This is a genomic window from Velazquezella soli (assembly GCF_977018685.1).
The window spans coordinates 263,591-285,499 of record NZ_CDRNXF010000002.1; the positions used below are offsets into that span (position 1 = coordinate 263,591).

Genomic DNA, 21,909 nt, shown 5'->3' on the forward strand with positions numbered 1-21,909 from the left:
CCCTTGGATCCGCTCTTGTCGAGCGGCGGGATCATTCGCCAAATTCTGACGCTTTGGCGAGGTACAAATTTGTACCTGTCCTGCCGGGGAAAAATCGGGGACTCTCATCCCACCATTCCACGGATATCACTGGAGATTGCATCCCGATGAAGAAGCCAACGTCCAAAATCCGCGAAGAACTTGCCCGCTTGCAGGAACAGCTGAAGCAGGCGGAAACGCGTGACGCCGAACGCATCGGCCGCATTGCGCTGAAGGCCGGACTTGGAGAGATCGAAGTCGACGACGCCGACCTTCAGGCAGCTTTCGAGGACGTTGCAAAGCGGTTTCGCGGAACCAAAGTCGGATCGAACGGAAAAGAAAAGGGTGCCGCTGGAGCGACCGGAACATCGTCGGCCACGCCGAACGGCGCTGGCGCGGCTACGAGCCAGGCTGGCGAGGCTTGAACGTATGCAGCGGCTGACCACAGCAGAGGCCAGAAAGAAGGATGCTCGTGAGAAGATCGAGCTGGGCGGCCTGATAGTCAAAGCCGGGATGCGCTATGAAAAGCGCGCGCTGTTGCTCGGCCTGTTGATCGAAGCGAAGACGAGGATCAAGGGCGATGAGGCGGAGCGATCCCGTCTGATCGCAATCGGCGCGGAGGCATTTGGCAATGACAGCGAATAGGATCCTGCTCGCCGTTGTCCCGCCGCTGATGATGATCGGCATCGCCCTCCCGTTGCCGGGGATAGAACAGTGGCTCGCGACGTTCGGAAAAACGGCGGAGGCGAAATTGACGCTCAGCCGGATTGGCCTGTCGTTACCCTATGTGGCGAGTGCTGCGATCGCACTTATCTTTCTCCTCAGTGCCCAGGGATCGGTCAACATCAAGACGGCAGGGTGCGGCGTCGGGGCAGGATCGGGCGTCGTGATCGTGCTTGCCGTCATTCGGGAAGGAATGCGGCTCTCGCAGTTTGCCGGACAGGTGCCTGCGGCCAAGTCGATCCTGTCCTATATCGATCCGGCAACGATGACAGGTGCTGCGGCGGTTCTCTTCTCTGGCATCTTCGCGCTTCGCGTCGCGGTGATCGGCAACGCCGCATTCTCGCGTTCCGAGCCGAAACGCATCCGCGGTAAACGCGCGCTGCATGGCGAGGCGGAATGGATGAAACTGCCGGAAGCAGAGAAGCTGTTCGCAGAGGGTGGCGGCATCGTGATCGGCGAGCGGTATCGTGTCGATCGCGACAGCACGGCGGCACTCTCGTTTCGGGCCGATAAGCCTGAGACATGGGGCGCCGGGGGCAAGTCACCGCTCCTCTGCTTCGATGGTTCGTTCGGATCGTCACATGGCATCGTGTTCGCCGGCTCCGGCGGTTTCAAGACAACGTCGGTCACGATCCCCACGGCGCTGAAATGGGGCGGCACGCTGATCGTGCTTGATCCATCCAATGAGGTGGCGCCGATGGTCAAGGCGCACCGAATTAAGGCCGGCCGTGATGTGTTCGTGCTCGACCCGAAGGATCCGGATATCGGGTTTAATGCCCTCGACTGGATCGGTCAGCACGGCGGGACGAAGGAAGAGGATATCGCTGCGGTCGCCTCGTGGATCATGAGCGAAAGCGGCCGCGCCAGCGGCGTTCGGGACGATTTCTTTCGGGCATCCGGCTTGCAGCTGCTGACGGCGATCATCGCCGATGTCTGCCTCTCCGGTCATACGGAAAAAAAGGATCAGACGCTGCGGACAGTGCGCATGAACCTATCGGAACCGGAGCCGAAGCTGCGCGCGCGTCTTCAGGAAATCTACGACAACTCCGAGTCCGATTTTGTGAAGGAGAACGTGGCAGCGTTCGTGAACATGACGCCCGAAACCTTCTCCGGCGTCTATGCCAATGCGATCAAAGAAACACATTGGCTGAGCTATCCGAACTATGCCGGTCTCGTGTCCGGTTCGACCTTTTCGACCGATGACATCGCGTCGGGAAAGACCGACGTGTTCGTCGCCCTGGATCTTAAAACGCTGGAGACCCATGGAGGTCTGGCGCGGGTAATCATTGGCTCATTCCTGAACGCCATTTATAATCGTGACGGAGCGATGCCGGGACGCGCTCTGCTCCTTCTCGACGAGGTCGCGCGCCTGGGTTTCATGAGGATCCTTGAGACGGCACGCGATGCCGGCCGCAAGTACGGGATCACGCTTCTGATGATCTATCAGTCGATCGGCCAGATGCGCGAAACCTATGGCGGACGCGACGCCACCAGCAAGTGGTTCGAAAGCGCGAGCTGGATCAGTTTCTCAGCGATCAACGATCCGGAGACCGCGGACTATATCTCCCGGCGTTGTGGAACAACGACGGTCGAGATCGACCAGGTCAGCCGCAGCTTTCAGGCGAGGGGTTCGTCACGAACCCGATCAAAGCAACTTGCCAGCCGACCATTGATCCAGCCGCACGAAGTCCTGCGCATGCGTGCCGATGAGCAGATTGTGTTCACCGGGGGAAATGCGCCGCTTCGATGCGGTCGCGCGATGTGGTTCCGGCGAGCCGACATGAAGTCCTGCGTTGGCGATAACCGCTTCCATGGAAACCGTTGACCATTGGAAATCAAGGTCTGAGGGAGAACCCAGATCCGGAGATCGGGAGATGAGATATTGGGAAGCCTGCGAGGCACAGGTCACGGCAGAAGCGGCCATCGAAGAATGCCGCATCCATCAAATTGAGGCAATCGTTCGCAATAGCGATAGGGCTTTAGTAGATGTCACGACCGGTGATGTCATCGCTCAGCCAGACCAGTAAGCCAACGATTGCGGCGCCGATATTCTCGTTTACCTGGGATACTGATCAATGGCAGTCGGCTATCGCGGGAGGATCGTTACCGGGATCGGCGAAGACCACAGCCGGGCTTCGTTTGCTTCAGCGAATAGAGCCGTACGCCAAAGGCGGACCGCCCCGCGCTCCTTCAGTCCATACTTCACAAAACTGAATCGTTCCGCGACCATCGATTCACAACTCTCGTTGGACGCATGGGCCCGATCGCGCGATTCTCTCACCATGATCGCCCAGCCATATCGCCTCTATATCGAACGCACGGACGCCGAGAACAACATGGCGCGCTTCTATGCCATGTCGATCGAACCGACCCTCTTCGGAGAGGCCTGTCTTATGCGGCGCTGGGGACGCATCGGAACCAGAGGCCAGCTAAAGGTTCATCACTTCGAGCAAGAGAAAGACGCGGTTGAATTGTTCCTTGATCTCGTCAGGCGAAAACGCCACCGGGGATACCGTACAATCAACTCGGCGCAACATACGTACCGGGACAGCTTGCAGCGGCCTTAGCGCCAGCTTCACCGAAGAGCGATATGAAAACCATCTCTGACGGATCGAACTCAAATTGAGAACCATTGAATTGCAGAAGAATGACCATAGCCTTCGGCCAGAGGTCCGTTATCCCGTGAAAAAGATCATCGTCGCGATCGCAGTATCTTTTTCCGGCTGCGCGTTGGGCGCCCACATATTTGGGATCGCTGCAGTCGCTGAGGCTGCAAGTATGGTCATCAGTCCGGAGACAACATACCGGAAATGTTTCGTTGGTGATCGCGTCACCTGCGTCGTGGACGGAGATACGCTCTGGATTGAGGGCGCAAAAATCCGCATTGCCGATATCGACGCTCCCGAGATCAGTGAGCCGAAATGCGCAACGGAGCTGGCGCTCGGAAATCGAGCGACCGATCGCCTGATCGAACTGGTCAATCAGGGTTCCTTCAAGCTTCGCGCATGGCCCGGACGCGACGAAGACAGATACGGTCGCAAGCTCCGCGTCCTCATCCGTGACGGCAGGAGCCTCGGCGATATCCTCGTATCGGAAGGCCTGGCCAGAACCTGGACGGGCCGTAGACAGCCCTGGTGCTGAAACCGGCCCACGATTGCTGGCCGTTGCACAACGCCGTTATCGGCGCCTGCTCCAATCTGTTTCAAAGGAGATCTCGATCTCGACGAAGAACGGGATCTTGATCGCGAGCTTCAGGCCGAGTTTGCCCTTGCGGAAAAAGTGGCCGATCACCTTGCCAAGGGAAGAAAGCTTGCGACCTGTGGCGGCCAGGAATTGTGCGAGGCGTTGCATGGTGGTTTCTCCTTGTCGATTGCGGACATCGCAGGGATCGGCCGCAGGCCGGGACAAGGAGGGTTGCATCGGTACGGCCGCAGCGAAGCGGAGGACTTATCGACAGCTGAATTTTGGCGCGCAAGGAGACGCGAAGCGGCGGGGAAAATTCTGATGGCGATGAGTTGCTGCCCGACGACCGGACTGCAACATCCCTGATGTCGATGACCTCACTCGACAGGACACCGTGCAATGTCTCCACCTTTCGACATCTTACACAGAGACAACGCCTGGCTGTGTAGTCTACCGCCCTCAGAAGGGCGGCCCGGCATCGACGCTACCGTCCTGCTCTGCCGTGATGATTGCCAACTCCGATTGAGCCAGGTCCAGCTCGGTCTGGATCTCGCGGCGCTCCGCAGCGTCGCAAGCGGTCTTCAGCTCGGCCCGCAGTTCTTCGATGTGCTGTTCAATCGTCATCGTCTCATCTCCTTGAGTTTGTGAAAGACGATTTCGCAGGGCGGGACGGGATGGCGGGGTCAGGGATCGCGGATGCGACCGCCAGCGGCGGCGAGTGGGGGAGCCGATTTCGTGTGGGCGCTCTTCGAGCGTTCGCGCGAAATTGGGGGAACCGCTCGTCCTTGAGGCCGTCATTACGGCCCGGCATCCTCGACAGATCTGAGCAGCTATCCCCCGTTTCCGTATGCCACCAAAAAAGCCGGACCTGGCTCGATGCCGGGTCCGGCTTTGATTTTCGGAAGAGGAGAAGGCTCCGCCGGTGGCGGAGCCTCGTGGTGTCAATCAGTCCCGGTTCGGGCGGGACCAGATGAGCTGGAGGCCATCCTCGCCCTCGACCTCGGCGAGCGTTGCGTAGATCGGAGCTGGAAAGCTCGGATCGTCGAGCTTGACCGAAAGGTAGTCGCGGCCCTGTTCGGAGGTTTTTTGCCAGGCGGCACCTAGCTCGACGCTGCCGGCGTAGACGCGGAACTGCGGGCCCTTGTCGGAGGGGTTCTCGACCCGGGCGATGCGAGCCTTGACGTTGAGGGCGAGCGTGCGGATGGAGCCGGTGAAGCCGTTTTCGGTGGAGTTGAATGTGCCGATGGTTGCCATTGTCGTATTCCTTTTCTCGTATTCGGGCCGCGCCCATCGCGACCTCGATAGCTGTCAAAAGACCGGTGACGATCGGACCGCACCCAATAGGGCCGTAATGAAATGGAGGGCGGCAAGTCGCAGATTTGTTAGTGGGCGAGGAGGAAGGGGCAGCCTTCCGGGGTAAGAAATCTGCGGCTTGCCGTTGCGGGAAGACGATCGAGGCGCAGCCGGTCTCCGGTCAGACATGCCTCATCGAGCCCGCAAATGGGTTGCCGGAAACTCTGACGTGAAGGGATATGGCAATGGTGTTCCGCCGCACTCGCCCAGGCACGAATGGCATCTTGCGCCATCCCCCGCTTCGACCGTCGTTGCTTGCTTCAGTCGGGGACACGAGCCCCTCGCATCATCGGCCCACTTGCCCAACTTACCCCGTGCGATATCGTTGCAATCGCGAATCGCCGCCTGGAGGATCAATGCGTCAGCAGACCAAGCCGTTCATCATTGAGCGCAAACCGTCCCGCAAACCCAAAGCCGACGCTCAAAAACCGTCGATCTGGGGAAAGCTGGATGCTCACATCGCACAAGGTCTGAAGGACAAACGGGATGAGGATCACGCGGCCGCCGCCGGTGGTGACGGCCGCGCCTGAACGTCAGGCCGCAGCCTTCACATCCGCTTCCGGCTGCAAGGAATGCAGGAAACTCACGGCACGCTGCGCATGGGCCGCCGCCTGGAAGATCGCCCGCTTATCATTGGCCAGCACTGAAAGCCACGACTGCAGATAGGACGCATGGTCCGGCCGCGGCTCAAGCTCCGGGGCGATGCCGAGATCGGCGCAAAGGAAGCAGCTGCCGAGCTCAGCAATGAGTTCTTCTCGGGCACGGTCCGTCCGGTCCTTCGCATAGCGCGACAGGTCGCGTCCGACGCGGTGCTCTGCCGCTGTCCAGTGGGTCGCCTCATGGCTGAGGACAGCCGCGTATCCGGCAGCATCACAGAACGCCTCGAAGGGCGGCATCTGGATATAGTCCTTGATCGGCGAGTAGTAGGCTTGGTTGCCGCCCTGCCGGATCGCGGCGCCGGTGTTGCGGAAAAAGAGATCGGCGCACTCTATTCGCTCGACAGGATCCAACACCTTGGCCAGCGGGGCATAATACGTGTCGGGCAAACCACCGATCTGCTCGATATTGAACACAGAATATGCCTTCAGGAACGGAATCTCCCGGTCGATATCATTGCCGTTTCCGTCGGCCACTGACTTGGTGAAACGGCTGGCGAAGACGACGGTCGAGCCCGTTTCGCCCTTCCGCACGGCCCCGCCCAGTTCGAGAGCCTGCTTGAAGGTCATCCACATCGAGGAGGAGAACCCCCGCGATACCTGCTCCGACCACAGGAGCAGCACGTTCATGCCGGAATAGGGGAGGCCATTGTGGCGCATCGGTCGGCTGATGCGACTATGCGTGTTGGCGGCGCTCCATGGTTTCATCCAGGGACGAACCCCTTGGTCGAGATCTTCAACGATCCGATCGGTGATCCGCGTATAGATATCCGCACGGTCCGATTCCGATTTCTTTGTCATGACTTCTTTTCCTTTTCTCAGGACCGCGCCTGTCGCGGTCCGTCACGGAGGTCCGAAGTCAGGGGCCGATGGTGCAGCCATGCACCGGAACGGCCGCAACAGCGTGGAGGACGGCAAAGCCGTTGCATGGGTGCCCGGCTCCTGCAGGACCGCCGAGCGGGACGGGCCGCTATAGGCGCACATCCAGCTTTCGTTTTCGACCTGAGACAAGGCCGGCGCATGCAGGCGCCAGCCAAGGAACAACAAGGAAGGGGCGGGGTGCGACCCCGCCAATGTGTTATCCGAAAGCGGCCAACTGAGCTTCCGCGGCTTTGCGGTCGAGCGATGCGCCCGGATTTTCGACCGGCCTGTCGAAGGGCTTCCAGGTCTCGCCGATGACCTGTTCGTAAGCCGCGACTGCGCCCTCGGCTGCCATGCGCAGCGCGTGCGATTGGACACCCATGTCGGCCGCGAACTCCCGCTTGCGCTGGGCGGCGCTGTCATAGCCGACCGGACCGTCGAGGTCCTCATCGCGGGCGTCGTTGGACGCCTTGGCCGTGGCATCGCGCGCCTCGGTGACGGCGCGGGAGTAGAATTGCCCGGCGCCATGCGCGGATCCGACGAAGGCCCCGACGATGCGCTGGAGGTGGATCTGCATCGCCTTCTCGCCGAGGCCTTCGGACAGGCTTTCGGCGGTCTCGACGATCAACCGCTCGTGAAGGCTGCGGATGCCATCGCTGTCGACGACTGCCGTGCCAAAGCTTGTCGCGATCTTGAATGCCTGGGTGGCGTCGGGGCAGGAGAGGCGGACCATTTCGATGGTGGTACCGCGGCGGGATTGCGACGACCTGGTGTTGGAGCGATTGGGGGTAGAGGGCTTGGCCATGTCTGTTCCTTCCTTGGCTTCCGAAGCGGTTCCGGCCCGTGCCGGTCTGCCCTTCGATGCGGACGACCAAGAACCGGCAAGGGACGGGCGGCTTCACAGGTCCGATCCGGCTGAGCCAGCAGGGCAGGGTTGCGGGCCAGCAGGTCTTGACCTGAGCAGACCGCGAGCCTGCCCTCGCGCAGAGAGGCTGGATCGGCCGCCCCGCGGCGCGACAGCGGCCTTGAAACGACCGGCCGCCGGTTCAGACCGCAGCGAACAAGAAGGGCAGTCCGGCACTGGTCCGATATCAATCCCAAGGCAAGCGACAGACATGGCCAAGCCCCCCATAACGATGACATCGAAGCCGGGTAAGGACATCGCCAGGTCCTTTCGCCTCCGGTCCTCCTATATCGCCGGATGCAGCACAGGATCGCGGTCGCGATGCTGGAACGCCCCGATGACCTGCTCCTGCATCGCTAGCCTGCAGGCGATCGTGTCGAGTTCGACCCAGCGCTCGAAGGCAAAGCGGTCGACGAGCTCCCGATGGTAGAGACGGGGACTGGACCGGCGCCGCGCGCGGCTCCGGACCTTCACCGTGGTCGCCTGTCTCCCGGCGCGCGCCGCAATCTGACGGGTCAGACAATCGAGATGCCGCTGGGTCTCGCGCCGGGCGCCGATTGCTTTCGCCAGAGGTTTCGACGTGCGGATGTCGATCATGACTCATCCCCCTGGTTTCGCCAGCCAATGAAGGAGGACGGCCCGTCATATTCAGCGTGACGAGCGAGATCGATGACGAAGCCGAACCGCCCCCGCACCGCATATTCGTCGCTTGCCACCAGAAAGCGGCGTTCTTCACCACCCCGGATATGGCCCCCGCCGATCTTCGCCACGACCTCCGTCATGCCGGGGCGCTGATCGGACAAGATTGCCGACATAACGATGTAGTCCGCAGCATGGCGCTGATCGAACGCTCGGCGATCCTTGACCCAGCTCTCACCCTCGGCGAGCGAGCGGCCATGGATTTTCTCCCAGAAGTGGGGCCAGGTATTGCGGATGGTCTTTCCTGCCATCGACCGCTCATAGGCGGTGAACAGGTCCGGGAAACTTATCGCGACGATCGCCCATTCGCAGTCTTCCTCGTACCAGGGCATATTCTTGCGCAGCAGCGGATGGACCTTGGCATTGCGCCCTGTCGACAGATGGAAGCCGCCTTGCCCTGATGTCAGGTAAGCGACAACGCCCTCTGCATAGACAACCGCCATCTGCGATCCGCCCCATGGTGTGCTTACCGACATGCGGGTTTGCACGCGGTGCAGCTTGGCCAGATCGCGTTTGTGACCAGCGGTCTCGGCGACGCGCGCACGGAATTCCGCTTCATCCGCCACCCGGCCGTCATGCCCGATGAAATCTGCCCGCGTCAGATCGGCAAGTGGCCGACGGATCGCACCGGCGCTTGCAACAAAAGCAAGGCCGCTGGGTGATGTGACCATGGCAAGGACCAGATTACCGATGCGGGCCACGGGCACGCCGTCCGCGCTGGTGGCAAACTCCGCCCCCGAAAGATCGGGGGTGGATGCTGCGATGTTCGAATTGAGGGCGGCGGTCATGCTGCAGCCCTCTGATCGAAGTCCTCGTCAAGCTCAGCGTCATCGGGGCGGTCTGCCCCCTGCATACCTTCCCGTTCTATATCGCTGTCGATCTCCCCATCCTGGTCCTCAGCGGGATCATCAGCGCGGCCGTCGTCGCGCGACCTGGCGCCGACGACATCTGTGGCAGAGCCTGCCCGGATCCAGTCGAGCAGTTCGTCAGCCGGCGGTGCGAAGCGACCTGACGGATGGACGAAGTGTTCGTTTGCGAAATGCTCCACGAGTGCGGCGCGGGTTTCGCGGACCTTCGGGCGCGGCTGGACCGATGCCTCGGCGCAAGACGCTTCCAGTGCCTGCCGCGACAGGCACAAGAGGAAGTCCTCTGAGCCCATGTTCGGAAGGAATTCGTCAGCGCCGATAGCCTCGCCGGCGATGCGCGCGACCATGCCGCTGTTCGACATGCCCCGCCGGCAAGAGAGGACGTCGATCAGCACGGAGCGAACCGCAACCCGAAGCGTATCCTGATCGAAGGCGAGCTTGCCATGCTCGTCAAACAAGCCCACGACATGGCGCGAGAAGCGCTTGCCGCCGTAGAAGGTGCCATCTGCGCCGGAGTCGATGCGGACATTCTGGCCGGCGAAGGCCAGGACCATCAGCGCCAGCAGCATATCATCCTCGATCGGCGCGCGACCGAGTGCATCGTGCAGGGCATCGGTGCGGAAATCGCCGATCATGTCGTGGCCCTTCTGCGTGACGTCGGGCCGGGCTTTCGGCGTGGCGACTGCGTCGGTTTCATCGCCGCCAGTGACCGATCCGTCGCCAACAGCACCCTTCGGCTTCGCCGCCTCGGGCATGCGGTAATGCACCGTCTGGACCTTGCCGTCACGATCGAGGTAGAGCGCCGTATGGTCGGACTTGGACGGCTTGCCGTAAACTTGGGATCCCTTCTTCGGCAGTTCCGGCTGGCCCCAGCTGTTGACCTCGACGATCGCGCCGCGCTTCGGCAGGTTGCTCGTCATCCATTCGTGCTGGGCGCCAAGAAAACCTTCGACATTGGAGGTGTAGCGGCCGTCCTCGTCGGCCGGTGCGAAGAGATCCTCCACCCATTCGATGCCGTAGGCCTGAGCCAGATCGTCACCGAAGCTCGCGTCCTTGGCATACATGCGCTTTTTCGTCAGCGCATTGGCGATCTGCCACCATGGCGCCGTGTCGCCCTTCTTGGGCTTGTGCGCTTTCCAGACCTCCTTCTGGTCGACCTGGCCCCCCGCTGCGATCACCCGCAACTGCTGCTCGGACGGCATATCGCCGAGCGCCATTTGTTCGAGCATGGCTGGAAGCACATTTGCGAGCAGGCGCAGCTTGCGGATCTGGCGGACGGGAAGAGCGAGAGCGACGGCGATCGCTTCCTCTGTCCAGCTTAGTGCAACAAGGCGTTCAATACCTCGCCATTGGTCTACCGGATTGAGCGCTTCGCGAACGCTGTTCTCGACCATGGAACGCATCGCGCCGTTGTCGTTGGCTGCAGCAACGACGAGGATTTCGATTTCTTCGAGACCGGCCGCGATGGCAAGGCGCACCCGGCGATGGCCAGCGTCAATGATATAACCATTTCCGCCATCCGTTTCCGGTGCGACCACCGGCGGCTGAACGATGCCGACGGCCTTGATCGTCGCCAGCATCAGCGCATCGGCCTGCGGCGACGACTTCGACTGGCGCATCCGGTCGGGGTTTTCCTTCAGAGCGCGCGGGTCAACCTTGATGATCTGCATGGGATTTGTCCTTGTCTAGAGAGTTCCGGACCGGCGCCATGCCAGCCTTTCCTGTCTTCATTTTTCTCGAAGACATCTCCCGGACCGCTGATCGGCCGGACTGACGCAACTGCGACCGAGCATCCCTGCTGCGAAGAACAAGCGGGGCTGACAGCCCTGCGAAGGACGAGTAGCCGGGATGGCGCAGGTGGCGGTTGAGCAGCTGCGTCGGCAGGAGGATCGATCAGCAATCGGTTCTTTCCCTCCTCCTTCTCCTCCATTCCCTTATTGAAGGGCTGGCCCGCGCACGCTGCGGCGCGAATGGCACGCAGGACCTTGCCAGGAAACGAAAGCGCAAAAAGGGCGCTCGACCGGCGAGGGGAGCGCCCTTTGTCTAACCCGGACGACTCCGAAAGCCATGGCCAAGCGCCATTTGCAGGACAGCATCTGAACGGGAAGTGATCATCAGACATGGATGAGGTCGAGAAATTACAAGTCTCGACCTCATCATCGCAGCGACGGGACTGGAGCCGGGCCGCGGGGCCAGCCCGGGCATGCGTTCTCATGCAGCAATCGGTTCTGCATCAGCGATAGCGGAGGCCGCCAGTTGCTCCTCGACGTCGCGAAGTTGCTTCCTTTTAGCACCGAGCTCATCGCCGAACTGGAATGCACCGCCGATGCGCGACTGATACGAAACCAGGCGGCGCTCGGACTCCTCGAGGCGCCGACGATACTGACGCAGCTCCTCTTCGAAGCCATCAAGGCCATGCTCAAGTCGGGAGATGGCACCGAGCGGCGTGACCGTGATCGCCAGATCGATCTCGTAGTCCGCACCGGTACGCCGAAGCAGCGTCTCGTAGCGATAGCCGTCGCCCTTGCCGAACCGCTCACCATCATAAACGAGATTGAAGCCGCCGATCGTCGCCAGATGAACTTCACCCTCCTGCTGGAGCTGTAGCAGTGTGAGTATCTCCTTCATCAACGCGCGGCCAGCCTCCTTGCGCTCGGCATGTTGTTTACCGAACACCGTCATGGTGAAGGTATCACCGGTGGTCAACTGTAGCCGCGCGATGTCCTGGCCGATTTCGTCGATCCGCCGGGTTGAGACCTCGATTTCGCGCTCTGCATCGCGCATCTGCCGGCGGACGGCGTATTGATCGTCCTCGTGGGCGGCCCGCAGCCGTTCGAGCCGTGCGATATCGGCCTCCAAGCCCGCCTTCTGCATCAACCGTTCATCGCCGGATGCGATCGCCTTGGCCATGGCGAACTGGTTGGCCGCCCCCTCGCCAACGTCTTCGAGCCGCCGGATCGAGGTATCTCCCGACAGAGCCGCGGCAATGAAGCGGGCCTTGCGCTCGTTATTCTGCCACATGCTGGCATCGAGCGAACCCTCGGTGGCATAGGCGAAGATATCGACCTCGTCGTGCTGGTTGCCCTGACGGACGATCCGGCCTTCTCGCTGTTCGATCTGCGATGGCAGCCATGGCACATCGAGGTGATGGAGCGCCTTCAGCCGAAGCTGGGCGTTGACCCCCGTGCCCATCGTTTCAGACGAGCCGATCAGGAAACGGACCTTGCCAGCGCGCACATCACCGAACAGTCGCTGCTTGGCTTCGGTCTTCTTGTAGTCCTGCATGAAGGCGATTTGCGATGCCGGCACGCCGAGCCGGATCAGCTCGTCGCGGACGAAGCGATAGGCAGAGAAACCGCGGGACTTCTCGACATTGATCGTGCCGAGATCGGAAAAGATCATCTGGGCAGCGCCCGGTAGCTCAAAATCCTTGCCATCGGGGCGCCGATAGATGGCTTCCCCGTTTTCCTTCCAGATCCGATGGGCATTGCGCACGAGCAGATTGAGCTTGTTATTCTCCTCGTTGTCGGCCGCCGGCATGACGAAGCGCATGTCGATTGCCGCATGGCGCCCATCAGTGATGACGGAGAGAAGAATGTCATCGCCGGGCTTGGCGGGACCCTCACGCTGCTCGATCGCCTTGATCCTGCTGCCGAGGGTCTGCTGATAAGTCTTGAACAGTGCCGTCGGCTTGGCAGTCAGGATCTGCCGCCGGCCGGTCGAGATGTCAGGGACCTTCACAAATTGCCGCAGATCCTCAGGCATCACGACATCCGCGAACGAGCGGAACATGGCGATCAGCTCCGGCACGTTGACGAAGGAGGCAAAGCGGCTGACCGGCTTGTATTTTCCCGATGGCTGAATTTCGAGTTCGGTGGTCGTGTCGCCGAAGCACGATGCCCAGGCGTCGAATTCGTGCAGCCCGCGCTCAGAAAGTGCCGCATGACCGAGCAGGCGCTGGATGGAGAACATCTCGCCAAGCGTATTGGTGATCGGCGTGCCGGAGGCAAGCACGAGCGCCCGGCCAGGGTTCCTCGTTTCGATGTAGCGGGACTTCACATAGAGATCCCAGGCCCGCTGCGATCCATTCGGATCGATGCCCTTCAGCGTCGACATATTGGTGGCGAAAGACAGCTTGCGGAATTCCTGCGCCTCATCGATGACGATCTGGTCGATGCCGATTTCCGAAATAGTCAGCAGGTCATCCTTGCGGGTCGCCAAGCCTTCGAGCCGCTCCTGAAGACCTTCCTTTAGCCGCTCTAGGCGCTTGCGCGAGACGCGGTCTTCGCTGTCAACCTTGGTCAACAGGTCCTCATAAAGCTGCAACTCATCCTGGATCATCTCGTGTTCGAAGGCAGAGGGCACGGCGATGAAGCGGAAGGCCGAATGCGTGATGATGATCGCGTCCCAGGTCGCGGTTGCCGCCCGTGACAGGAAGCGAGCACGCTTATCTTTGGTGAAGTTGGTTTCGTCAGAGACGAGAATGCGGGCATTCGGATAGAGGCCTAAAAACTCGCGGGCGGCCTGCGCCAGGCAATGGCCAGGCACGACCAGCATCGCCTTGGCGATCAAGCCGAGCCGTCGCTGTTCCATGATCGCGGCAGCCATCGTCATCGTCTTGCCGGCGCCGACGGCGTGAGCGAGATAGGTCGAGCCATCGGCTATGATCCGCCATATGCCGCGTTTCTGGTGCCCATACAAAACAAAGGCGCCAGAGGCGCCAGGGAGTTTCAGGTGGGAGCCGTCGAATTTCCGCGGCGCGATATTGTTGAAGCGATCATTGTAATCACGGGCCAGCCGGTCGGTGCGATCCGGATCAGTCCAGACCCAGTCCTGAAACGCCTGCTTGATCCTCTGCAGCTTGTCACGCGCGGCTTCGGTGTCAACGACATTGAGGACTCGGCGCTCTCCGTCCGCATCCTTGAACACGTCGAAGACCTGAGGCACTCGGCTATTCAGTGCATCGGCGAGCAGATCGCCTGCATGGCGGCGGCTGGTTCCCCATTCAGATGTGCCAGCGGCGCTATAACCGAGCTGCCGTGCCTCCACAGTCCAGGACCCAAGCTCCGGCATGTGGTAGATGCGGATTTCCGCCTCCATCTTTTGCCTGACGAAGGCGACGACATCGGCGGGCGGGATCCAAGGTGCGCCGAGCCGGGCTGTGATGTCGGATGGCCGGAGATCAGCCGGCTGGACCTCCTGGAGGGCGCGGACATTACGCTCATAGGCGGGGTCGAGCTCGGCCGCAGCCTGCGCGGCGGCGAGCTTCGTGCGGACGGCCCCTGAAAGATATCCTTCTGCCGTCTTCCACGATCCATCGGCCGGATCACGGAAGATGGCCTCGCCCAACTCGTCGACCACATCAGCAGGATCGCTGTGCAGCAGCTCGGCGACATGGTCGATATCGACGTGGCCTCGTTCATTCAGCACGACGGCGAGCGCATCGGCAGGTGAGGTAATCGTTGGTGCGGCCGGCGGAGCAATCACGCGTTCGGAAAAAATCGGCCCCGGTTTCGCCGTGTCCGTCTCCAGATCGTAGTCCTCGATCGAGGCGACAAGCCAGCAATCGGGATCGTCGCGGAACGGTGCGAGGTTCGGTTGGCGATGCGTTTCCTTGACCTCGCCGGTCTCGATATCCTCTTGAACGGACACGACTGTGTGGTTGATCGGCCCGAAATCGCGCACAAAACTCGACCAGGCGATGCGCAATCGCACTTGGAGATCGCGCCATGGCCGATCGGTTTCCTGCGCCTTCAGGACCTCGCGCACTGCATCGCGGATCGGGATCAATTTTGAGATGATCCGGACGTGCTTTTCCGGGACCCCATCGCCTGAGCGACCCTTGCGGACGGTGACCGGCACGGCCGATCCGTCGATCATCTGCATCAGGCCCTTTGACCGATCGATGAAGAAGCTGCCCTCGCGAACAGTCCCGCCCTTCGGCTGCAGATCGACGACATCGCCGAGCTCGTCTTCCAGATTGATATCGATCGGTGTCGGCTCGCCGTCATAGAGATCGGCCGGCAATAGATCGATTGCAGCGGCGAGCGCGGCGTCGAGATCCTCGTCATCGCGGGGCCGGCATGTGTAGGTCTTGCCGAACAGGCCGGAGGTCAGGGCGTGTGTGCCGAGCACGAAGTCCGGATGCCGACCAAACCAGCGATTGACCCTGATGGCGCCTTCTTCGTCGGTGGCCGGCCTGATCTCATCGACATCGAGCCACAGCTGATTTCCCTCCGGCTCTCCGGGCTTCCGCTTGCGGAAGAACAGGATGTCGACGACGACATCCGTGCCGGCGTCACGGCGAAAGCTGCCTTCGGGCAGCCGGATTGCCGCGATTAGGTCGGCGGATCTGGCGATATGCTCCCGTGCCGTTGTATCGGCCTTGTCCATGGTGCCATGCGATGTGACGAAGGCGGCGAGCGCACCGGGCTTCAGCAGGTCAATCGACCGGGCGATGAAATAGTCGTGCAAACGAAGGCCAAGCGACCGGTAAGCGCGATCCGAGCGGACGGTGCGATCGGAGAAGGGCGGATTGCCGATGGCGAGATCGTAGATCGGAGCCAGATCGGTACGGGCAAAGTCGCCATTGATGATCCGCGCCTTCGGCTGGAGAAAGTGGGCGATGCGGGCGGTGACCGGATCAAGCTCGATCCCGGTCACAAAGGCTGCGTCGCGAAATGGCTCCGGCATCAGTGCAGGGAACAGCCCCGTGCCGATGCCAGGTTCCAGCACCCGGCCGCCGCGCCAGCCCAGTTTCTGGACCCCAGTCCAGATTGCCCTGATGATGAACTCCGGCGTGAAATGCGCATATTGGGTGCAGCGGGCAAGCGACGCGTAGTCGCTCTCGGAAACCACGGTCTCGAGCGAAGAACCAATATCGTCCCAGCCCTGGCAGAAATCGACCTCGCCCGGTCGACGGAACATACTGTTGGCCAGTTCGCCGGCGCCGAAGCCGGTGAAGCGGATCAACTGCGCCTGCTCCTTGGGTGTCGCCGGCCGATCCTGCTTGGCAATGCCGTCGGCGACGAGGATCGCTGCGACATTGGCGCGGGCGCGATCTTTCCAGGAGGCGGCAAGCCCGCGGTCGCTATCGAGATAGAAGTTTGCCCGAAGCCTCGCGCGCCGGGCAGGCGTGGCAGCGACGGCGAGGGCGGGTGCAGGTGCTGGCGGCAGGGGATCCGGATCGTCGTCATTGGCGGCATCAGGTGAGAACCCGCCGAACGCTGTCACGCCAAGTCCGAGGCCGGACGAAAGCACGCTCGAGCCGAACATGTCTGATGTAAATGGATCGTTGCTCATGGGAAAGCTCCTTGAAATGAGTGCGTGCGCCATCGCTCGGCCACCGAGAAGACCGCTTTCGGCGCGGAGTTTGCGAATGATGATCTGGCTCAGGCGGCCAGGGCTGAGGGGAGGTGGCGTAGATGCACCGGCAGCTTGGCCGCGATCTCGTTGTCAGACAGGGTGTCGAGCGATTTCAGAAAGCTTCCTTCACTGCCACCGTAGAGCATCACCGCGCGATGTCCTTGCATGGGCTTGGGCCAACGCGCGCTGGCATAGCCTCGATAGACGTCGGTGGTCGTGCTCCAGATATGCTCGAGCCGTTCTTCGCGGCTCATCGCCCGGACTGGTCGGGTTTCGCGGTTAACGATCGCGGTCCGCATCGCCTCCACAGAGTTCGGGTCCGAGAGGTCGCAGTAGGTGTGAAAATAACGGACCGCTTCATCGATCCGGATCGCGTAAAACACCGATGTCACCGAACCGGTCATGAACTCTCGCATCGCAAAGATCGGTCCACGCATCCAGAGCGGCGGTAGAATGTCGAGCATATAGGAGTAGGAGGTCTCGTCGATCTCAAACCATTCGCCGGCATAGACGGCGGATTGGTCGCCAGCAAAGCGGTCGGGGCGCATCGCGTGCCTGTCGAACATCCGGAACATGTCGGCACGCTTGGCCGCTCCTTGAAAGATTTTGCGGGGAAGGGCTCTCGAGGTCATCAGCTTGATCCTTTCGGGGGGTTGGACCGAAGGCAGCACAAGTCGTTTCGACCTTGCCATTCTCTTCAGTCCTTCATGACCCCTTCCGCTCTGCCGGCCTCGTGTCCGGCCGGGTCAAGGGCCGGCGCATGCCGGGCGGAGCCTCCCTTGATGCGGCCGGCGCGCATGCGGCAGGCCTCGTTGTTCTTCTCGCTCTTCATTTCCCATTTTTCCCTCTCCCTGTTTTGGAGAACCTCGTTCCAATCCTCCGCCGGCGGACGTAACCGCTGCCAGTGGCAGCCGGATGCCTCGGCGAGCGTCCGCAATCGTTCTGCATAGACATCCCCTTGGGAATTGGCATCCGTGGCCGCGACCAGTGTCAGGCCCGGGCGCACCGCAAGTTCGGCAAGCGCCGCATCTGTCGCCGGAGACCACCCACCGCCAGTGCTGAGATAGAGAGTTTGCTCGCGCGAGCCCTCGAGCGCTGCAAGGCTCATCGCGTCGATCGCGGCCTCGGTAACGCAGAGACGAGAGGCATCGCTTGGTCCAAAACGGAAGAGAACCTTCGAACCCCCGGTGGCAAAGCCACGCCAGTCGGGACCGCGCTCTTCCCAGCCGACGACGCGACCCTCGCTATCGACATGGGCCGCCCACATACTGCCGAAGGGTCCTTCCCGCAGGACACCCTCTCGAATAGCCTGTCCGGCGATGGCAGTCGGGATCTCGCGCGCCCGGCACAGATAGCGCCAGGCACCGGATCCGGGCGAAGGCGTGGGCCGGCTGCGCCAACGATCGCAAATGTCTTTTACTGGCACTGAAGACCGCGAGGACCTCCATTCCGGCCGGGAGAGTTGATACCCGACAATTGACGCGACCGCTTTTATTGCGGACGGGAATGGAACTCCTACCAGGAACATGGCAAGCCCGAAGACATCGCCCTTTTCGTCACTGAGCGGATCGAACCAGCCGCGCCCGTCATGCGTGACAATGACAATGCTGCCGCTACGCCGGTATTTGACGGCGCGGCGCGTGCTTTCTTTGAGATCGATTTCATAACCGGCTCGTTCCAGCACGGCTTCGCAACTTGCCTTGGCGCGTAGCGCCTCCAACTCTTCTCTCTTCATTGTTTTCCAATCACTTGTCGATCGCCCTTCTTTTCCAATCCGCATACCTGCGGCCATCCTCGTTTCCGCCGCGAAGAATGGAGGGGGCAAGGGCGCGGCAATCAAGGTGCAGATTTGCACCGGCCGCGGCGGAGCTTCCCTTGCGGCCGACAGGTCGCCAGCGGCAGGGACATGCGGGTCTCAATGAGACCCGCGGGGGACATATTCATGCACGATCTCAAGATCGTCTTCGTCATCGAGTTCGTCGGACGGAAGGACGCCGAATTCGTCCCCAGATTTGAACAGGGTGACGGGAACCATGAGGATGCGGGAAAGCGAAAATGCGTGGCTTTGTGCGAGTGCAAGATCCTGTGCCATGTGAGAAACCTCCGTCCGGAGCGGGCCGATCCCGCTCGATGGCTTCTCAAAGGACCGGGGACGGTCGCGATCACCGCGCAGTCGAAGACAAGCGGCGGCAGCTTGCTAGCCGACCCCGATAGTGGGTTGATCGACGGAGATCCGGACATGGTCCAGAACGCCATCCATAAAGAGCGGGATTGGTTTGCTTTGGCGGGAATTGAGGTATCCGGCACAGATCGTTGACGGAAGCCAGCTCAGCATTTGTTTCCGAGCATCTGTCTGACCAGCCCATCAGTCAGCAACGGCCGGCTTTCTCCTGATCGGACAAGGGTTTGAGAACAGCGAAGTCCATCTCAGCGCATGGCTCTATCCGGGCTATCTCGCTGGCGACTTTCGATCAGTGCGAGAACTCGTCTATATCACCACTGGACCGGCGATGGAGCGCACGGCGCTGTGCTTCGTAGTAGGATCCGGCTGGGTCCGAAATTGCGAGAAGCCTGGCATCAGCCTGCCATCGCCGCCGTATTGCCCGGCGATGTGCGAGCAATCGTGTGAGAAAGCGGATCATTAATCTCTCGAGACCGGTGGCGATGGAGGCAAGTTACCACAAAATCCGAATGATAGAGAGGCGGTATTACACAAACTATCTCAATAGCTTATCAAGAATCGCATAAGCATATTTATGGAACTACTGGGAGGTCGATCTGCGATTTGACAAAAACCTGAGCAGTTTAGGCGCTTCTTTTGAAAACCTGATCGGGCGTTTGTATGCGGGCACTACGCTCGAGAACGACGAATAGCCGGCCGCTTTGCGCCTTAAAAAGAAACGATTATGCTACGCATTTGGCGACGACTATCGATGTCCGGTGGCAGGCATTAAATCTCAAAAAGAAAGTCCGAAAGCGGAGCAAGCTGTTGTTTGTTCACTTGCGCCTCCTCGTCTGCTCGGTGTCCGAGGAGGAAATCGATCTCTCGCTTATCCGATCCGAACTCTTCGATGATCCGTAGCGACTCTTCCTTGCTGACGGAGTAATGCCTCACGATGTCCTCGGGTAGATAGCTATCTTCTGCTGGTTGCTCGTTGTTCACGTCATTTCTCCTTTTTATTCAAAAGGGTTTGCGACCGCCAATGGTTCCTTACGTTCGCTTATGCCAGTCATGAACTTTAACGGATTTGGATTTTGAAACGATCAGCGCTAGTGTCCGCCACTTATAATATAAGCAAGGCTCAACAATTGGACAATTTTCAAGAAGGTCGACATCTGCCTGACCCAGTCGCCTCGGGTCGTTCATCAGCGCTGGCATCGGTTCCACGATGGGCAATTATAGGTCTTTTCTTCTATGCGTCGATACTGTTTTTAAGTTTCGCCAAGGAGTTTCTCGTTCCCATCGTGCTGGCGTTCTTGCTTGCATTGGTCTTCAGCCCGATCCGACGGATCTTCGACGCTCGCGGGATCCCGCCCACGGTCACGTCCCTCATCATCGTCGGAGCATTGATTATCGGGATTTCATTCATTCTGGGAACAGTGATTGTGCCTGTTAGCGGGTACGTCGAAAGCCTGCCAAGGATCGAGCAGGACATTCAACTTAAGCTGACGAGCATATCTGACAATCTTTCTGGATTGTTCGAGGCCAGCCGACGCCTCACCGACGTCATGAAAAGTCATGCTACAAATGTGCAACAAGTTGAGTTGCGGGGCAACGGCTTGATCACTAACGCAGCGCTCGTGGTCCCGGCATTGATCGCCCAGGCCCTGTTTACATTGATCCTGCTTTTGTTTTTGCTCGCGTCAGGCGACATGTTTTATGAGAAGCTTGTCGAAATGATGCCGACCATTCAAGACAAGCGCCGGGCAATGCAGATTTCCAGCGATATCGAACGCAAGCTCTCGCGTTATCTGCTGACGATAACTGCGATCAATCTTGGTCTGGGTTCTTTCGTTGCAGTCTTTCTTTGGCTGTCTGGCATGCCGAACCCGCTTTTGTTCGGCGTCATTGCGTTCATCTGCAATTTCGTGCCGTACGTCGGACCACTGACGAGTATGATTGCAGCCTCGGCCGTGGCACTGATCTCATCGAACGGGATCGGATTTGCGGTTTCAGTTGCAGCAATTTATCTGGTGGTCATGACGATCGAAGGCCAGATCATCACACCATACTTCGTGGGAAGGAGGCTGCGATTGAACACGGTGGTCGTCTTCATCGCAATTTCCTTCTGGGCATGGCTGTGGTCGATTGTCGGCATGCTTGTAGCGGTGCCACTTCTCGTGACATTAAACGTGTTTTGCGACCACATCTCTGGTCTGCAGAGTCTTGGAAATCTCTTGTCGGCGAGAAGTGAAACGATATCTGACAACGAACGCGTTGGATGATGCTCCCAAGCGCTCGGAGCTCGACAGGTATGGCCGGGAACGCTCCTGCCACCGCTCTTCAAAAAGCGGAAGTTTCGCGTAACGCGAACAACAGCTGGCAGCACCTGTTGTCAGGCCGGGCACGACTGAACAAGGCGGAATACATGCTTGAGACTATCCGCACCTTTTTTTCAGGACCGATGTTCCTCGTCGCCTGGACCTTGGCCATGATCCCATGCCTAGCCTTCGTCATCTATGACCTGTCGACGAAGAATGCGCATTTGATGTCGCTCATGAAGCTCGTCTGGGTTTTGACGGTTCTGTATTCGGGACCGCTTGGACTGGCAATTTACCTTGTCAGCGGTCGCAAGGAAATCGGGGACGACAGCCTGTGGCGGCGGTCGTTTCGTTCAGTCGCCCATTGTTATTCGGGATGCGGCATGGGAGAGATCGTTGGCGTGGTGATCGCTACCAGTTTTATCTCGTCTGGAAATCTCGCGGTAGGGCTGACGACCTTCGTGCTTGCCTACATCGCCGGCTACGCTTTGACAGTCGGACCGCTGGTTCAGGATGGCGTTGCTCTCAAGACCGCTTTATGGGAAGCCTTGGTCTCGGAGACACCGAGCATCACCGTGATGGAAATCGTAGCAGTTGGTGTCGATCTGGCCGTGGGAGGCCGATCGACGATCGGCGAGCCTCTCTTCTGGTCATCAATGATTTTATCGCTCACCTGCGGCTTGCTGGCGGCCTATCCTGTCAATGTTTTGCTGCTCCATTATGGCGTCAAGGAGGGCATGATGGACCCGCGAGTGACCGACCATCCCGAACATAAGGGCTCCTGAACGAGCGGCCATTT

Annotated in this window: 22 protein-coding genes; 10 read left to right on the top strand and 12 right to left on the bottom strand. The window is 60.3% G+C overall.

What is annotated here, in order from left to right:
- Positions 1 to 146 precede the first annotated feature (146 nt).
- From traC to AC0JZ8_RS03075, 6 genes are all read left to right on the top strand, one after another.
- A complete protein-coding gene (traC, locus tag AC0JZ8_RS03050) occupies positions 147 to 443 on the top strand; it encodes a conjugal transfer protein TraC (RefSeq protein ID WP_471891716.1) in 297 nt (98 codons plus the stop codon).
- Between the two features lie 4 nt (positions 444 to 447).
- Positions 448 to 663: a type IV conjugative transfer system coupling protein TraD gene (gene traD / locus AC0JZ8_RS03055; protein WP_160012314.1), complete on the top strand. Its 216-nt coding sequence runs from the start codon at positions 448 to 450 to the stop codon at positions 661 to 663.
- Positions 650 to 2,566 (top strand): Ti-type conjugative transfer system protein TraG, encoded by a 1,917-nt coding sequence (gene traG / locus AC0JZ8_RS03060; protein ID WP_471891717.1) that lies wholly within the window; start codon positions 650 to 652, stop codon positions 2,564 to 2,566. Before traD ends, traG begins: the two co-directional genes overlap by 14 nt.
- Positions 2,567 to 2,615: 49 nt before the next feature.
- Positions 2,616 to 2,768, top strand: coding sequence for a hypothetical protein (locus AC0JZ8_RS03065; RefSeq protein WP_471891718.1), 153 nt, complete (start codon positions 2,616 to 2,618; stop codon positions 2,766 to 2,768).
- Positions 2,769 to 2,816: 48 nt separating this feature from the next.
- Complete coding sequence (locus AC0JZ8_RS03070) at positions 2,817 to 3,308, top strand: WGR domain-containing protein (RefSeq protein ID WP_471891719.1); 492 nt, start codon at positions 2,817 to 2,819, stop codon at positions 3,306 to 3,308.
- 64 nt (positions 3,309 to 3,372) lie between these two features.
- A complete protein-coding gene (locus AC0JZ8_RS03075) occupies positions 3,373 to 3,882 on the top strand; it encodes a thermonuclease family protein (protein WP_471891776.1) in 510 nt (169 codons plus the stop codon).
- Between the two features lie 36 nt (positions 3,883 to 3,918).
- Here the strand turns inward: AC0JZ8_RS03075 and AC0JZ8_RS03080 are convergent, their stop codons facing one another.
- The 3 genes from AC0JZ8_RS03080 to AC0JZ8_RS03090 form a co-directional block, all read right to left on the bottom strand.
- Positions 3,919 to 4,092: a hypothetical protein gene (locus tag AC0JZ8_RS03080; protein ID WP_174007836.1), complete on the bottom strand. Its 174-nt coding sequence runs from the start codon at positions 4,090 to 4,092 to the stop codon at positions 3,919 to 3,921.
- A gap of 291 nt (positions 4,093 to 4,383) precedes the next feature.
- Positions 4,384 to 4,548, bottom strand: coding sequence for a hypothetical protein (locus AC0JZ8_RS03085; protein ID WP_471891720.1), 165 nt, complete (start codon positions 4,546 to 4,548; stop codon positions 4,384 to 4,386).
- A gap of 321 nt (positions 4,549 to 4,869) precedes the next feature.
- On the bottom strand, positions 4,870 to 5,178 hold the full coding sequence (locus AC0JZ8_RS03090) for a DUF736 domain-containing protein (RefSeq protein ID WP_471891721.1): 309 nt from the start codon (positions 5,176 to 5,178) through the stop codon (positions 4,870 to 4,872).
- Between the two features lie 455 nt (positions 5,179 to 5,633).
- Between AC0JZ8_RS03090 and AC0JZ8_RS03095 the strand changes: the two genes are divergently transcribed.
- Complete coding sequence (locus AC0JZ8_RS03095; protein WP_471891722.1) at positions 5,634 to 5,807, top strand: hypothetical protein; 174 nt, start codon at positions 5,634 to 5,636, stop codon at positions 5,805 to 5,807.
- Positions 5,808 to 5,810: 3 nt separating this feature from the next.
- Here AC0JZ8_RS03095 and AC0JZ8_RS03100 read toward each other — a convergent pair whose 3' ends face one another.
- From AC0JZ8_RS03100 to AC0JZ8_RS03135, 8 genes are all read right to left on the bottom strand, one after another.
- Positions 5,811 to 6,734: an ArdC family protein gene (locus tag AC0JZ8_RS03100; RefSeq protein WP_471891723.1), complete on the bottom strand. Its 924-nt coding sequence runs from the start codon at positions 6,732 to 6,734 to the stop codon at positions 5,811 to 5,813.
- Between the two features lie 277 nt (positions 6,735 to 7,011).
- A complete protein-coding gene (locus AC0JZ8_RS03105; protein ID WP_471891724.1) occupies positions 7,012 to 7,599 on the bottom strand; it encodes a hypothetical protein in 588 nt (195 codons plus the stop codon).
- Positions 7,600 to 7,983: 384 nt separating this feature from the next.
- A complete protein-coding gene (locus AC0JZ8_RS03110) occupies positions 7,984 to 8,295 on the bottom strand; it encodes a hypothetical protein (RefSeq protein WP_471891725.1) in 312 nt (103 codons plus the stop codon).
- Complete coding sequence (locus AC0JZ8_RS03115) at positions 8,292 to 9,185, bottom strand: DUF7007 domain-containing protein (protein ID WP_471891726.1); 894 nt, start codon at positions 9,183 to 9,185, stop codon at positions 8,292 to 8,294. Before AC0JZ8_RS03115 ends, AC0JZ8_RS03110 begins: the two co-directional genes overlap by 4 nt.
- The gene (locus AC0JZ8_RS03120) at positions 9,182 to 10,933 is read right to left on the bottom strand and encodes a ParB N-terminal domain-containing protein (protein ID WP_471891727.1); all 1,752 of its coding nucleotides are present in this window, start codon (positions 10,931 to 10,933) and stop codon (positions 9,182 to 9,184) included. The genes AC0JZ8_RS03115 and AC0JZ8_RS03120 overlap by 4 nt, the downstream gene beginning before the upstream one ends.
- 541 nt (positions 10,934 to 11,474) lie before the next feature.
- Complete coding sequence (locus AC0JZ8_RS03125) at positions 11,475 to 16,565, bottom strand: DEAD/DEAH box helicase family protein (protein ID WP_471891728.1); 5,091 nt, start codon at positions 16,563 to 16,565, stop codon at positions 11,475 to 11,477.
- Between the two features lie 89 nt (positions 16,566 to 16,654).
- Positions 16,655 to 17,260 carry a DUF1419 domain-containing protein gene (locus tag AC0JZ8_RS03130; RefSeq protein WP_471891729.1) on the bottom strand — a complete coding sequence of 202 codons (606 nt, stop codon included), beginning with the start codon at positions 17,258 to 17,260 and terminating at the stop codon, positions 16,655 to 16,657.
- 65 nt (positions 17,261 to 17,325) lie between these two features.
- The gene (locus AC0JZ8_RS03135; RefSeq protein WP_471891730.1) at positions 17,326 to 18,363 is read right to left on the bottom strand and encodes a DUF3991 and toprim domain-containing protein; all 1,038 of its coding nucleotides are present in this window, start codon (positions 18,361 to 18,363) and stop codon (positions 17,326 to 17,328) included.
- 207 nt (positions 18,364 to 18,570) lie between these two features.
- On the opposite strand from AC0JZ8_RS03135, the gene AC0JZ8_RS03140 reads away from it, so the two are divergent.
- Complete coding sequence (locus AC0JZ8_RS03140; RefSeq protein WP_471891783.1) at positions 18,571 to 18,945, top strand: hypothetical protein; 375 nt, start codon at positions 18,571 to 18,573, stop codon at positions 18,943 to 18,945.
- Between the two features lie 633 nt (positions 18,946 to 19,578).
- Here the strand turns inward: AC0JZ8_RS03140 and AC0JZ8_RS03145 are convergent.
- Positions 19,579 to 19,791, bottom strand: coding sequence for a hypothetical protein (locus AC0JZ8_RS03145; RefSeq protein WP_471891731.1), 213 nt, complete (start codon positions 19,789 to 19,791; stop codon positions 19,579 to 19,581).
- Between the two features lie 146 nt (positions 19,792 to 19,937).
- Here AC0JZ8_RS03145 and AC0JZ8_RS03150 point away from each other — a divergent pair, with 146 nt between their 5' ends.
- Positions 19,938 to 21,074 (top strand): AI-2E family transporter, encoded by a 1,137-nt coding sequence (locus AC0JZ8_RS03150; RefSeq protein ID WP_471891732.1) that lies wholly within the window; start codon positions 19,938 to 19,940, stop codon positions 21,072 to 21,074.
- Positions 21,075 to 21,103: 29 nt separating this feature from the next.
- Positions 21,104 to 21,895 carry a DUF4396 domain-containing protein gene (locus tag AC0JZ8_RS03155; RefSeq protein WP_471891733.1) on the top strand — a complete coding sequence of 264 codons (792 nt, stop codon included), beginning with the start codon at positions 21,104 to 21,106 and terminating at the stop codon, positions 21,893 to 21,895.
- The last annotated feature ends 14 nt before the right edge of the window (positions 21,896 to 21,909 follow it).